Source organism: Pseudomonas capeferrum, assembly GCF_013523055.1.
In the GTDB taxonomy this organism is placed as follows: domain Bacteria; phylum Pseudomonadota; class Gammaproteobacteria; order Pseudomonadales; family Pseudomonadaceae; genus Aquipseudomonas; species Aquipseudomonas capeferrum_A.
Map to the genome: position 1 here is coordinate 165,925 of NZ_JAAMQM010000006.1, position 14,243 is coordinate 180,167.

Annotated in this window: 9 protein-coding genes and 1 pseudogene; 6 read left to right on the forward strand and 4 right to left on the reverse strand. The window is 63.2% G+C overall.

Annotated elements, in window-relative coordinates; genetic code table 11:
- Nucleotides 1–84: 84 nt before the first annotated feature.
- From G7009_RS09025 to G7009_RS09045, 5 genes and pseudogenes are all read left to right on the forward strand, one after another.
- Nucleotides 85–1,254, forward strand: coding sequence for an efflux RND transporter periplasmic adaptor subunit (locus G7009_RS09025; RefSeq protein WP_181129649.1), 1,170 nt, complete (start codon nucleotides 85–87; stop codon nucleotides 1,252–1,254).
- Nucleotides 1,251–4,343 carry a multidrug efflux RND transporter permease subunit gene (locus G7009_RS09030; RefSeq protein WP_181129650.1) on the forward strand — a complete coding sequence of 1,031 codons (3,093 nt, stop codon included), beginning with the start codon at nucleotides 1,251–1,253 and terminating at the stop codon, nucleotides 4,341–4,343. Before G7009_RS09025 ends, G7009_RS09030 begins: the two co-directional genes overlap by 4 nt.
- A gap of 163 nt (nucleotides 4,344–4,506) precedes the next feature.
- Nucleotides 4,507–4,731, forward strand: a complete 225-nt coding sequence (locus tag G7009_RS09035) for a hypothetical protein (RefSeq protein WP_181129651.1) — start codon at nucleotides 4,507–4,509, stop codon at nucleotides 4,729–4,731.
- 203 nt (nucleotides 4,732–4,934) lie between these two features.
- Nucleotides 4,935–6,266: an OprD family porin gene (locus G7009_RS09040; protein ID WP_181129652.1), complete on the forward strand. Its 1,332-nt coding sequence runs from the start codon at nucleotides 4,935–4,937 to the stop codon at nucleotides 6,264–6,266.
- A 245-nt stretch (nucleotides 6,267–6,511) separates the two neighbouring features.
- A pseudogene (locus G7009_RS09045) lies at nucleotides 6,512–7,509 on the forward strand (diguanylate cyclase); the annotation flags it as partial.
- Here G7009_RS09045 and G7009_RS09050 read toward each other — a convergent pair.
- The gene (locus G7009_RS09050) at nucleotides 7,506–7,982 is read right to left on the reverse strand and encodes a ferritin-like domain-containing protein (protein WP_181129653.1); all 477 of its coding nucleotides are present in this window, start codon (nucleotides 7,980–7,982) and stop codon (nucleotides 7,506–7,508) included. The pseudogene G7009_RS09045 and the gene G7009_RS09050 overlap by 4 nt on opposite strands.
- A gap of 208 nt (nucleotides 7,983–8,190) precedes the next feature.
- Here G7009_RS09050 and G7009_RS09055 point away from each other — a divergent pair, with 208 nt between their 5' ends.
- Nucleotides 8,191–8,418 (forward strand): DUF3820 family protein, encoded by a 228-nt coding sequence (locus G7009_RS09055; RefSeq protein ID WP_181129654.1) that lies wholly within the window; start codon nucleotides 8,191–8,193, stop codon nucleotides 8,416–8,418.
- A gap of 53 nt (nucleotides 8,419–8,471) precedes the next feature.
- Here G7009_RS09055 and G7009_RS09060 read toward each other — a convergent pair whose 3' ends face one another.
- The 3 genes from G7009_RS09060 to ptsP are packed head-to-tail and all read right to left on the reverse strand — an operon-like array spanning nucleotide 8,472 to nucleotide 14,010.
- Complete coding sequence (locus G7009_RS09060; RefSeq protein WP_181129655.1) at nucleotides 8,472–10,208, reverse strand: PTS fructose-like transporter subunit IIB; 1,737 nt, start codon at nucleotides 10,206–10,208, stop codon at nucleotides 8,472–8,474.
- On the reverse strand, nucleotides 10,205–11,152 hold the full coding sequence (gene pfkB, locus G7009_RS09065) for a 1-phosphofructokinase (RefSeq protein WP_181129656.1): 948 nt from the start codon (nucleotides 11,150–11,152) through the stop codon (nucleotides 10,205–10,207). The genes G7009_RS09060 and pfkB overlap by 4 nt, the downstream gene beginning before the upstream one ends.
- A complete protein-coding gene (ptsP, locus tag G7009_RS09070) occupies nucleotides 11,152–14,010 on the reverse strand; it encodes a phosphoenolpyruvate--protein phosphotransferase (protein ID WP_181129657.1) in 2,859 nt (952 codons plus the stop codon). The genes pfkB and ptsP overlap by 1 nt, the downstream gene beginning before the upstream one ends.
- Nucleotides 14,011–14,243 lie beyond the last annotated feature (233 nt).

Consider the following 14,243-nt stretch of genomic DNA (forward strand, 5'->3'; position numbering starts at 1 on the left):
TGTCACTTTCACGTCACTGCGCCGACCCGATCCAGGCGCTATAAGATGACTCATAGCGAACCTTCTCCCTGGTGCCTTCTCTGCATGCGACGTCCTTCCCGCTCGATCGTCCTGGCCTTCCTGGCGTTGCCCCTCCTCGCCGCGCTGGTCTTTTGGCTGAACGAACGCCAGAGCGATACTGCACCACGCTCGTCGGCAGCCATCCCGGTGCGCGTGATCAGCGTAGCCCAGCAGGATGTACCACGGCATGTCAGCGCGCTCGGTTCGGTGCTGTCGCTGCACAGTGTCGAGGTACGGCCGCAGGTCGACGGCATCCTGACCAAGGTGTTGGTCAAGGAAGGCCAGTGGGTCGGTCGGGGCGATCTGCTGGCCACCCTCGATGATCGCTCGATCCGAGCCAGCCTGGACCAGGCCCGCGCCCAGCTCGGGCAGAGCCAGGCGCAATTGCAAGGAGCCGCGGTCGACCTCAGGCGCTACCGTTTGCTCAGCACCGACGACGGCGTGTCGAAGCAGACCCTCGACCAGCAACAAGCGCTCTACACCCAGCTGCAGGCAACGGTGAAAGGCAACCAGGCGGCCATCGCCAATGCGCAGGTGCAGCTGTCCCATACGCAGATCCATTCCCCGGTGACGGGGCGCGTGGGTATCCGCAACATCGATGAAGGCAACCTGGTGCGTTCCAGCGACGCCAGGGGCCTGTTCAGCGTGACCCAGATCGATCCTATCGCCGTGGAGTTCTCCCTGCCGCAGCAGATGCTGCCGACCCTGCAGAAGTTGCTCAAGGCATCCACGCCCGCGCAGGTGCTGGCTTTCATGGATGCGGACGGTGAAAACACCTTGCTTGGCGAAGGCCATCTGGCGCTGATCGACAACCAGATCGCAGCCAACACCGGCACCGTGCGGATCAAGGCCGAATTCGGCAACGCCGATGCGCGTCTGTGGCCAGGCCAACTGGTCACGGTGCAATTGCGCACGGGCATCGATCAACAGGCCCTGGTCGTGCCGCCGCCAGTGGTGCAACGCGGGCTCGATGGCCACTTCGTCTATCGCCTGGAGGGCGACCAAGTAACCAGCGTTCCCGTCAAGGTGCTTTACCAGGACAGTGCACTGACCACAGTGGCTGGGGTCAAGGTCGGCGACCTTCTGGTACTCGATGGTCAATCACGGCTCAAGCCCGGAGCGCGGGTCAAGGTGGTCCCACAGGAGGCGAACACGGACAGCGATGACATGGCCGATGGACGGAGCCGGCCATGATCGAACGCAACGGAGTCTCGGCCTGGTGCATCGATCATCCGGTAGCCACGTTGTTGCTGACGCTCGCCCTGCTTTTGCTCGGCGCCGTGGCCTTTCCTCGCCTTCCGGTCGCGCCTTTGCCGGAAGCCGACTTTCCGACCATCCAGGTCACGACACAGTTGCCCGGTGCCAGCCCGGAAACCATGGCCTCCTCGGTAGCGACCCCACTGGAGGTGCAGTTCAGCGCCATCCCTGGCATGGGCCAGATGACCAGTAGCAGCGCCTTGGGCTCGACGACGCTGATCCTGCAGTTCAGCCTGGACAAGAACATCGACACGGCGGCTCAAGAGGTGCAGGCGGCGATCAATACCGCCACCTCGCGCCTGCCTCGGGATCTCCCCAACCCGCCCACCTGGCGCAAGGTCAATCCGGCCGACAGCCCGGTACTGATCCTCACCGTCAGCTCGGCGCAATTGCCTGGGGAGGCCTTGAGCGACTACGCCGAAACCCTGCTGGCCCGGCAGTTGAGCCAGATCGATGGGGTCGGTCTGATCAACATCACCGGGCAACTGCGCCCAGCGATCCGCGTCCAGGCCCAACCGGAAAAACTCGCCGCGGTCGGCCTGACCCTGGCCGACCTGCGCCTGGCCATCCAGCAGACCAGCCTGAACCTGGCCAAGGGCGCGCTGTACGGCGAGCACAGCGTGTCGACCCTCGCCGCCAACGATCAGCTGTTCCATCCCGATGACTATGCGCAACTGATCGTTTCCTACCGCGAGGGCGCTCCGGTGCACCTGCGGGATGTCGCCACGGTGATCCAGGGCGCGGAGAACACCTACGTCAAGGCCTGGTCCGGCGACCAGCCAGGCCTCAACCTGGTGGTATTCCGTCAGCCTGGCGCCAATATCGTCGACACGGTCGACCGCGTGCTTGGAGCGCTGCCCAGGCTGCAGGAAATGCTGCCGGCATCGGTCGAGGTCCGTGTGCTCAACGATCGTACCCAGACCATCCGCGCTTCCCTGCACGAAGTCGAATTGACCCTGATGATCGCCGTGGCGCTGGTGATCGGGGTCATGGCGCTGTTCCTGCGCCAGTGGTCGGCGACCTTCGTGGTCTCGAGCGTGCTGGGGGTTTCGCTGATCGCCAGTTGCGCGGTGATGTACCTGCTCGGCTTCAGCCTGAACAACCTGACCCTGGTAGCGATCGTCATCTCCGTGGGTTTCGTGGTCGACGACGCTATCGTCGTGGTCGAGAACATCCATCGTCACCTGGAGGCTGGCGATGACAGCCGTACGGCGGCGATCAAGGGAGCCGGCGAGATCGGTTTCACCGTGGTGTCGATCAGCTTTTCGCTGATTGCCGCGTTCATTCCGCTGCTGTTCATGGGCGGCGTGGTAGGTCGCCTGTTCAAGGAATTCGCCCTGACGGCCACGGCCACCATCCTGATCTCCGTGGTGGTGTCGCTGACCCTTGCGCCAACGTTGAGCGCGCTACTCATGCGACGTCCACCGCGCGAGCGACAAGGCGGCCTCGGGGAGCGCCTGCTGGGATGGTACGAGACAGGCCTGAATCGTGCGCTCGCTCACCAGCGCCTGACCCTGGGTGTGTTCGGCTTCACGTTGCTGTTGGCGGTCGCGGGCTATGTCGCCATCCCCAAGGGTTTCTTCCCGTTGCAGGATACCGCCTTCGTTCTCGGTACCAGCGAGGCGGCGGCGGATGTTTCCTACCCGACCATGATCGAAAAGCACCGGGCGCTGGCCAGGATCATCGCAGCCGATCCGGCGGTGCGTGCCTTCTCCCACGCCGTGGGGGTGACCGGCAGCAATCAGACGATCGCCAACGGCCGATTCTGGATCGCGTTGAAACCCCGCGGCGAACGCGACGTCTCGGCGAGCGAGCTGATCGATCGACTGCGGCCCAGGCTGGCCGAGGTGCCAGGCGTTGTCCTCTACCTGCGGGCCGGCCAGGATATCAACCTCAGTTCCGGCCCTTCCCGGACCCAGTACCAGTATGTGCTCAAGAGCAACGACGGCCAGGCGCTGAACCTGTGGACTCAACGCCTGACCGAGCGCCTGCATCAGGTCCCGCAATTGCGCGACTTGTCCAACGACCTGCAGTTGGGCGCCAGCGTCACGCGGATCGATATCGACCGCCAGGCTGCGGCGCGCTTTGGCCTGACCACCGCGGATGTCGACCAGGCCTTGTACGATGCCTTTGGCCAGCGCCAGATCAGTGAATTCCAGACCGAGACCAATCAGTACAAAGTGATCCTGGAGCTCGATGCTCGTCAGCGTGGCAAGGTGCAAAGCCTCGATTTTTTCTATCTGCGCTCGCCCCTGACGGGAGAAATGGTCCCGCTGTCAGCGCTCGCCAAGGCCGCGGCGCCCAGCACCGGCCCGCTGTCGATCAGTCACGATGGCCTGTTCCCGGCAGCCAACCTGTCATTCAACCTCGCGCCAGGCGTTGCCTTGGGCGATGCAGTGAGGATCCTCGATCGTACCCAACAGGAGCTGGGCATGCCCGACTCGATCACGGGTAATTTCCAGGGTGCGGCCCAAGCGTTCCAGAGCTCGTTGTCGAGCCAGCCGTGGTTGATCCTGGCTGCGCTGGTAGCTGTCTACATCATCCTCGGGGTGCTCTACGAAAGCTTCGTGCATCCGCTCACGATCATTTCCACCTTGCCCTCGGCCGGTCTTGGCGCCGTGGCGCTGCTGTGGCTGATGGGCCAGGACTTCAGCATCATGGGCCTGATCGGCATAGTGCTGCTGATCGGGATCGTCAAGAAGAACGGCATCCTGCTCATCGATTTCGCGCTGGACGCCCAGCGCCGCCAGGGCCTGTCACCCGAGCAGGCGATCCGCCAGGCATGCCTGACACGTTTCCGCCCGATCATCATGACTACGCTTGCCGCCCTGCTAGGGGCGTTGCCGTTGATGTTCGGCTTTGGAGCGGGCGCCGAGCTGCGTCAGCCATTGGGAATCGCCGTGGTGGGCGGGTTGCTGGTCAGCCAGGCCCTGACCTTGTTCACCACGCCGGTCATCTACCTCACGCTGGAGCGTCTGTTTCACCACGGCCAAGCGGTACGCAAAACCGCAGTCGACGAGCGCTAAGCTCTCTAGTACGCGGATTAGCGGATGTTCGCCGAACGATAGCCGCATGATTGTTACTTTTCCCACAACAGTGCTTCTTCACCCAAGCGCTGTTTCGTCCCTGTTCGGAGTATTAGATTAGGCCTGTCCAATTAACACTTGCCTTGCAAGAAGGTTTTATCAAATGTCCAACAGTATGGGTATTGCCAGCGTATTCGTCTTGTCTTCCTTGTTATTGTCGCCTTTGGCCATGGCGGAAGAATCGCCAGCGTTCGTTGCGCGCAATGCCGAACTTTCCGCCGCTCATCAACAGGCTCGCGATACTTACGCGAAACAGCAGGCAGAGTCGGCAAAAGACGCACAGCAGGCGGCCTCGCAGACTGCAATAGATGACAGCTCCGAGAGTTGAGCAGGCGTCATTTCGCACTTTAACGGCCGCTTGGCCATTGCATGGCCACTGCCTGCATCGATGTGTTAGCCTCTAAAAGCCGCTGCCGATCAGCGGCTTTTTTCATGCGTGGCAACTCCCCGCCTGTCGGGTTCGCACTTTATCCAAACGTGCTCGAATCGAGAATAACAACTGCCACGCACCTGTTTGAGGAGCTTGTACCGGTGCCTTCCGCGTTTCGTTTTACCCCGCTGTTCTTTGCACTCACTGCAACGATCCCCCTTACCGTCCAGGCCGACGAAGATCAGGCCGAAGGGTTCATCGAAGGTTCGTCCCTGAAGCTGCACGCCCGCAACGCCTACTTCAACCGCAATCAGCTCGATCGTGGCTACCGCGATGGTCGTGAATGGGGCCAGGGTTTCATCGCACGTTTCGAATCGGGCTACACGCCGGGTGTGATCGGCGTCGGCGTTGATGCCCATGCCATGCTGGGCCTGAAGCTCGATGGCGGTGGCGGGCACGCGGGCAGCAGCATCCTGCCTGTCCACTACAACGAAGATGGCGAGTTGGGCAAAGCGCCTGACTCGTTTTCCACCGCGGGCGCGGCGATCAAGTTCAAGGCGTTCGACACCGAGCTCAAGGCAGGCGACCTGTTTCTCAGCAATCCAGTGATCGCCGGTGGCGAGACGCGCATGCTGCCGCAGACGTTTCGCGGGGTCAGCCTGACCAACAACAGCATCGACGGGCTGTTGCTCGAAGGCGGCCAGGCCAGCTTCACCAAGCCCTACAACCAGAGCGGCCATCGGCGCATCGACACTTTCTATGCCCAACTGCCGGAAGGCACCAAGAGCCAGCATCTGAACTGGGCGGGCGCGGTCTGGAGTGGTAACGAAAACATCGTGGCCAGCCTGTATGCCGCCGAGCTGAAGGACGTCTGGAACCAGTACTACGCCGACTTCGACTACGTCCACGTGGTCAACGATTGGCTGAGCCTCAACCCGGGCCTGCACTATTACCACACCCAGGATACCGGCCAGGCACTGCTCGGCCATATCGACAACAACACCTACAGCCTGCACTTCACCGTCAATGCCGGTCATCACAGTGTCACTGCCGCCTACCAGCGCGTAAACGGGGATACCCCGTTCGACTACATCAACCAGGGCGACAGCGTGTTTCTCGACAACTCGCGCATGTACTCGGACTTCAACGGCCCCAACGAGCGTTCGTGGAAGCTGCAGTACGACTACGATTTCTCGGGCGTCGGTGTGCCTGGGCTGACGTCGACGGTGGCCTACTCGCGCGGTGAGGTCGACCTGACCAAGGCGGATGCGTCCAGCGTGGCGTATGGCAGCTGGTACCAGGAGGACGGCAAGAACGCACATCACTGGGAACGCGATATCGACCTCAAGTACGTCGTGCGCGAAGGCGACTACAAGGATCTGTCGGTCCTGCTGCGCTGGGCCAGCCATCGCGGCAGCCAGGGCTACTCCGCGGTGGATCGCGATGTGGATGAGTACCGCGTGATCGTCGACTATCCGTTCGACGTTTTCTGATCGGCAGCAAATCCCGAGACACATGAGCCGGCGCATCGCCGGCTCATTCCGCCGGACGGCGCGCCAAACGGTTGTCCGGTCAGGGCACGCTCCCTAGAATCCCCCCGCCGCGTAAAGGCCCTGCCCTCCTGGCTCGAGAATTTGCAGTAGCGAGCATGACGTTGCCCACTCGACCACCGCGTTCTCTGTACACGTTTCGTCCCGAGCTGATCCTCAATCTGGGGAGCTGCCTGGCCGTGCTCGCGGAGTGGTGTATCAGCTTCACCCGTCGGACTTCAGGACTCAAGGGCGAGTTCGCGGGACTGGTTGCCGGCTCGATGCGGCTGTCCTATTTCACTGAGCTGTTCAACGTCTGGATATCGGCACCGACAGCAGCATCAACCTGATCAACAGCGACGGCTTGCTCCTGGCTCGACAGCCTGCCGAAGCACATGACTCGGTGATTGGCAGTGATTACAGCAAGCGCCCCAACTTCGAGCGTATCCGCCGGGAGCGAAACGGCAGCTTCACGGCGCCTTCGGCCTCTCTGGGACGCGAACGCCTGTATACCTTTGCCAAGTGGCAGAGCTGCCGCTGATCGTTCTGGTCACACAGTCCTCCGACGAGGTGTATCGGTCTTGGCGCCGCACCGTCCTGCTTGTCAGCGTGGCGACCGGCGCATTGTGCCTGGGTATGTTCTGGCTGACGCTACTGCTGGGTCGCGAGCTGCGCCCTAGGCAAGAGGCCGAGCGTGGCCTGGAGATCCTGGCGGCCACTGACAGCTTGACGGGCCTGGCCAACCGCCGCCGACTGGATCAGGTGTTGAAGCAGGAGTGGGCAAGAGCGCAGCGTAATCGCACGACCATGGCGGTGTTGATGATCGATGGGGATCATTTCAAGGCGTGCAATCAATGCCATGGACACGCGGGCGGGGGCCATGCGTCGCGCGAATTGGCGTTGACCAGTGCCGAGTGCATTCGTCGGCCGGCTGATGTTGCCGCGCGATATGGAGGAGAAGAGTTTCAGGTGTATTGCCCAGACAGGGCTTGCGGGCGCATTGCTATTGGCCGAGCGTATCCGCGCGCGAATGGACGCACTACCTAGACATTCAGGGGATACGGCACCGATTACCGTGAGTATAGGCATCGGCATTCGTGAACCGGCCACCCAGCAGGACCTGGCCGGTCTGCTGGGTGTCGCGGATGAAGCGCTCTACCGGGCCAAGGCCATGGGCCGCAACCGGGTGGAGAGCTTGCCCGATTAAGAGCGAGCGCGCGCAGCGTCGCGCAGGGCTTTCACTTTATCGTGGTTCTGCTGTACGCCTTGCAGCTGCTTTTCAACCAGCGCGTAGACCGGGTCGGCGGTGGTCACATTCAGCTTGATCAGCTTCTCGCGGGCATTCTTGTAGCTCTTCAGCGCCACGTCTTCGCCACGCTCGACTTCATTGAGGATGGCTTCTTCATCCTTGCCGGTCACCAGGGACTTCAGGTTGACCCAGCCACGGTGCAGGTCTGCGGAAACACTGGTAGTGGTTTCCGGATCACCGCCCAGACGACGCACTTCCGACTGCAGCTCGGTAGCGGCAGTGCGGCAGGAGGCAGCACGGTCTACGAAGAATTGCTTGAGCTGGGGGTTCTTGATGTCGTCGGCCGACTCACGGAAACCCTTTTCACCGTCCTTGCTGGTTTCGATCAGGTCGTTCAGTACTTCGATGATGTCTTTATTGAGATCGCTCATGATGCTTACTCCTTGAACAGGGATCAGGTGTTAGTCCTAGAGATAGGAGCAGCCTTCATGCCAACTTGTTCAATTTAAATTAATTCAGCAAAATCAACAGGTTAAGTTTTAAATAAAGCTATGGCGTCCTGCGTTCTGCATGACGGCGCTTTGGCCTTCGTGCAGATTGCAGTATCGTCCCGGACCCTTCACGCAGCTGGTGCCCTCGATGAATCCGCAGACCCTCGAATTGCTGGTCACTCGGCAGATGCCGTTCGGCAAATACCAGGGCCGACTGATCGCCGATCTGCCTGGGGATTACCTGGGATGGTTCGCCCGCAAGGGTTTTCCCAAGGGGGAGCTGGGAAGCCTGTTGGCCTTGATGCACGAGATCGATCACAACGGGCTGGGGGAACTGCTTGCGCCATTGCGTCGCAAGCATCGTCATGGACTCTGACCCCGTCAACTCGAACGCGCCGGGCGACGTGGCCAGTTCCATGACTGTGTGTCCTACCCTTTGGCGGGAGCCACTACCATCTCGACCTGCTCGCTACGCTTGATCACGGCGTAGATCACTGCCGTCAGCAGACTGCCGGCAACGATGGCCAGCAAGTACGGCAAGGCATGGTTGATGGCATTGGGGATGAGCAGCACGAAGAAGCCGCCATGGGGCGACACCAGCTTGCAGCCGAAGTACATCGACAGGGCGCCGGTCAACGCGCCACCGGCGACGCTGGCCGGGATGACCCGCAGCGGGTCCTTGGCGGCGAACGGAATCGCTCCTTCAGAGATGAAGCACATGCCCAGCACAAGCGCGGCCTTGCCCGCCTCTCGCTCGCTCTGGGCGAACTTGCGACGTGCCAGGAAGGTGGCGATGCCCAGGCCGATCGGCGGCACCATGCCGGCGGCCATGGTCGCCGCCATCGGCGCATAGCTGGACGATGCCAGCAAGCCGACCGAAAACGCGTACGCCGCCTTGTTTACCGGCCCGCCGAGATCCACGCACATCATCGCGCCCAACAGCAGGCCCAGCAGGAGCGCGTTGGTGGTGCCCATGCTGTCGAGGAACACGGTCAGGCCTTGGAGCATGGCCGCCACCGGTTGGCCCACCACGTAGATCATGACCAGCCCGGTGAACAGGCTCGCCAGCAAGGGGATGATCAGGATCGGCTTGAGTGACTCCAGGCTGGCGGGCAATCGTACCCAGCGGATGATCGCCTTGGCGCTGTAGCCCGCCAGGAAACCAGCCACGATGCCTCCGATGAATCCTGCGCCCAGGACACCCGCCAGCATGCCGCCGATCATGCCCGGCGCCAGGCCAGGGCGATCCGCGATCGACCAGGCGATGTAGCCCGCCAGCAACGGCACCATCAACTGGAACGCCGCATCCACGCCAATCTGTCGCAACGCCGCCGGCAGGCTGCCGGCTTCCTTGTAGGCATCGATGCCGAAGACATAGGCCAGGGCGATCAACAGACCACCTGCCACGACCATGGGTAGCATGAAGGACACGCCTGTCAGCAAATGCTTGTAGACACCCGCCTTTTCGGTACTGCTCGAAGCGTCGGCGGCCGCGGATCCGGTCTGCTCGACCTTGCCCTCGGCAAGGGCCTTGTCCAACATCGCCGGGGCCTGTTTAAGGGCGATACCGGTCTTGCAACGATAGATGCGCTTGCCGGCGAAGCGCGCGGTAGGTACCTCGATGTCGGCGGCCAGGAGCACGACATCGGCGTCCGCAATGGCTTCGGCCGACAGCGGGTTGCGCGCTCCGACCGAGCCCTGGGTCTCCACGCTGAACTGGTAGCCCAGTTGCTTGGCCGCCTGTTGCAGTGCTTCTGCGGCCATGAACGTATGCGCGACCCCCGTGGGACAAGCGGTCACCGCAACGATCCTAGGGGCAGTGGCGGGTGCGGCGTCCGAGATCGGCGTGGCGCTTTCCAGCACCCGCGCGTTGATCGCCGCCTCTTCCAGGAAGCTTTCCCGATCGGCCAAGGCCTGGGACGGGGTGCTCTGGTAGACCCGCTTGCCGACAAAGCGCGACAGGTCGACCGGACCGGTGCTGATCACCAGCACCCAGTCCGCCGCTTCGATCTCGGCAATGCTCAGGCGTCGTTCCGGATGCGCCTGGTCCTGCACTTCGACGCAGGTACCCCAGCCGCGGCGCTGGGCCGCGGCCGACAACAGGCGCGCACTGAGCACACTGGAAACCTGGCCATTGGGACAGGCCGTGACAATGGCAATGTTCATTGGCAACCCTCTTGTTCTTCTGTCAGTTGCACGCCTGCTTCCAGTTGCGCCAGCTGTTCGCGGTCATGGATGCCGAAGCCGAGCTGCGTCACTGCCTGGGCGGCAATCGCCGTGGCGCGGCGCAGGGTCTGCGCGGGGGGCTCATTCTGCAGCAGGCCATGGACCATGCCTGCCAGCAGCGAGTCGCCGGCGCCCACCGTACTGCCCACCCGGACCTTGGGGGGCAAGGCATGCAATGCCAGGTTGTCGGCAAACCAGCTCACGCCCTGCTCGCCCTGCGACAGCACGACATGGCCCACGCCCTTGGCCAGCAAGCGTACGGCGGCGGCGCGTTGATCGGCGCGCGCGGTCAGCGGCTGGCCGAGGACCTCGCCCAGTTCCTCGGTATTGGGCTTGATCAACCAGGGCGCGGCTTCCAAGCCGACCCGCAAGGCCTCGCCACTGGTGTCCAGGGCCACCTTGAGGCCTTGCTCCTTGAGCTGCAGCAGCAAGGTGCGCAGCCATTGTGGGCTGATACCGCGAGGAAGACTGCCTGCCACTACAACGGCGTCATGGCCGACGGCGACCTGTTCCAGTCGTCGCAGCAAAGCGTTCTGTGCGGCCTCATCGACTTCAAGACCCTGACCATTGATATCGGTTACCCGGCCATCGCACTCGACCAGCTTGTAGTTGCTCCGGGTTTCACCCGGGACACGAATGAAACAGTCGGTAAAACCTCGATGCTCGATCAACGCCTCGAACGATTGCGGGTTGTCCAGCCCCAGGAAGCCGCCGACCGTGATGGCGTGGCCCAGATCAGCCAGCACCTGGGCCACGTTCAGACCCTTGCCGGCCGCGTGGCGGTGCTGCGCCTGAGCGCGATTGACATGCCCGGCCCGCAGCACGTCCAGGCTGACGGTGACATCCAGCGCCGGGTTGAGGGTCAGGGTAAGGATCTTGGCCATCAGTAGTTCTCCACCAGCGCGCGGACCGCATCGGCGCTGTCTTGCTGCAAGGCTTCGCGCGCCAGGACGCGAGCGGTAGGATGATCGATGCCACGGACCAGTGCCTTGACCTCGGCGATGCTGCGCGCCGATACGCTCAGTTCGTCGACGTCCAGGCCCAGCAACACCGCGACCGCCTGAGGGTCGGCAGCCAGCTCGCCGCAGACGCCGACCCATTTGCCTTCGGCGTGGGCGGCACGCACGGTCATGTCGATCAGCTGGAGCACCGCCGGATGCAGGCCGTCGGCCTGGGCCGAAAGGCTCGGATGGCCGCGGTCGATGGCCAGGGTGTACTGGGTCAGGTCATTGGTGCCGATGCTGAAGAAGTCCACTTCGCGTGCCAGTCGAGGCGCCAGCAAGGCCGCCGAAGGCACTTCGACCATGATGCCCACTTGCAGATCGCTGACCGGGATCTCCTGGCGCAGACGCTCGACCATGGCCTTCGCTTCACGCCACTCGTGGATCTGTCCAACCATCGGAAACATGATTCGCAGAGGGCGATCGTCCGCGGCGCGCAACAAAGCGCGCAGCTGATCTTCCATGACCTGCGGACGCTGCAGGGTCAGGCGCACGCCACGCACTCCCAGAAACGGGTTTTCTTCCTGGGCGATCGGCCAATAGGACAAGGGCTTGTCGCCACCGACATCGAGCGTGCGTACGACCAGCGGGCGTCCGGCGAGGCCGTCAAGCACACGTCGGTACTCGGCCTCCTGGGTCGCCACGTCCGGTGTCTGTTGGTGGGCCATGAAGATCAGTTCGGTACGCAGCAGGCCTACACCTTCGGCGCCCTGGTCGACGACCTTGTCGATGCCAGTGCTTTCACCGATGTTGGCAAAGACCTCGACGGCGTGCCCGTCACGCGTGATCGCAGGTTCCAGGCGATTGGCCCAGGCAGCCTGCAGCCGTGCTTCGCGCCGGTCGCGCTCGGCGAGGGCCTGATGGAGTTCATCCGCGGCAGGCGCGACGCTGATCCGGCCACGCTGGCCGTCGAGCAACAGAGGGGTTCCGGCGTCGAGCAACAGTACCGCCGCGCCCGCGCCGACCACCGCCGGTATGCCCAAGGCACGCGCGACGATTGCGCTATGCGCCGTGGCGCCGCCGTGGGCGGTAACGATCCCGGCAACGCGCGCGGGGTCGAGCCGGGCCACGTCGGAAGGGCCGACTTCGGCCATGACCAGGACATAGGGCTGCTGCGGCTCGGCGATCTCCTGGACACCGCACAGCTGGGCCAGCACTCGGCGTCCGACATCGCGCAGGTCCGCCGCGCGCTCGGCCAACAGAGCATCCTTGAGCGCTTCCTGCTGGCTCGCCGCCGCTTCGATCACGGCCATCCAGGCCGCTGCCGCGGACTCTCCCTGGAGCAGACGTTGCTCGACATCATCGCTCAACGCAGGGTCGGCGAGCATTTCCTGGTGTGTGATGAAGATTTCGCCAATGGCCTTGTCGCTGCGTTGCACCAACGCCTGCAGCTCGCCATTCACACCCTCGAGTGCCTGTTGCAGCTTGAGCCGCTCACGCGCGGGGGATTCGCCGCGCAGGGGGTATTCGATAGCGCGCTGGACCTGTATATGCGCAGGTCCGCAGGCGATGCCTGGCGACGCGCCGACGCCCTGGATCCTGCTCCCGGCAGGCGGCGCGACCAGGATTTGCGCGGGCGTCTCGGGGATCGCGGTGGGCGCGGTGGGCGCGGCCACCGGTTCGACCTCTTCGCCAAGGCCTTGCTCGATGGCAGACAGCAGTACCGGCAGCGCATCACCGGCAATCGAGGGCTCGGCGATCAGTTCCAGCACCTGGCCGCGCCGAGCGCCGAGGCTGAGTAGCTTGCTCAGGCTCTTCACCGACACCGCGGGCTGGATACCGTCGACCACGCGCACATGGATCTCGCCGGTAAAACCCTTGGCCAACTGGGCCAGGATCTTGGCCGGTCGCGCGTGCAGGCCATGGGGGTTGGCCAGGACGATACGCGCGCTTGGCCAGTCGGCCGGGACTTCTCCACCCAATACTTCGAGCACGGCGCGGCTATTGGTCGCCTGATAGAGCGCCTGGCCACGGCCCTCGATGAGCACTTCGCAGAGCCGTTCGAGCAAGGCCTGATGGGCGGCACCCAGGCTGGCCAGGCAGAACAGTCCGTTGAGCGGTTGGTCGCGGTAGCGTAGCGGCTGCTGAGGGGTCACGAAGGCCAGGCCCGGCTGACGTACCTGGCGCTCGCTGTGCAGCCACCACAACCCTTCACCCAGCGGCAGCGGATCGGACTGCTGCAGTACGGCGGCGAATCCGTTGTCCACGCACTGGGCGCGTTGCAGCAGACGCGCGCCACGCCAGGCCAGTTCGTCGAAATCATCGGCCGCGACGTTCAGACCGACCAGTTGCGCATCCAATGCCAGTTCCTGGGGGGCACTCTGCAAGAGCTTGAGCAGCGCATCGGCCGAGCTCGCGCGGCGCAGGGCTTCGGCCAGGTCGGTTTCACCCAGCGCGCGGGTCAGCAGCTGCAGCAGACGCAAGTGCTCGTCGGAACGCGCGGCGATGCCGATGGCCAGGTAGACGATCTGACCATCACCCCAGTCCACACCCTCGGGGAATTGCAGCAAGCGCACACCGGTGGCGTAGACCAGATCGCGGGTCTGGGGCGTTCCATGGGGGATGGCGATGCCTTGGCCGAGGAAGGTCGAGCCTTGCGTCTCACGGTCCTGGAGACCTCGCAGGTAGCCTTCGGCAACCAATCCATCAGCGACCAACTGGTCCGCCAGCAGGCGCAGTGCAGCGCTCTTGTCGGCGGCAACCTGGCCCATGGCTATCTGCTCTCTGGCGAGCTCGAGCATGACCTTCTCCTTTGCAGTACCAAGGTAGGTACTGAGGTATTGTTGTGAAATTTCTGGGAAGAACCAGTACAACGGTTCGCGGCAGGCAGAAACTCACGGCAAGAAATAGCCTGCTGAAACGATTAATCTTAACAGGCAGGCACGTTACTCGATAATCTGGTGTTGAAAAAGCCCAGTTGGTCGTAATGGTGTTTGCTCGAGATCTATAGTGCCAGTGCTGGCCCTTTCGCGGG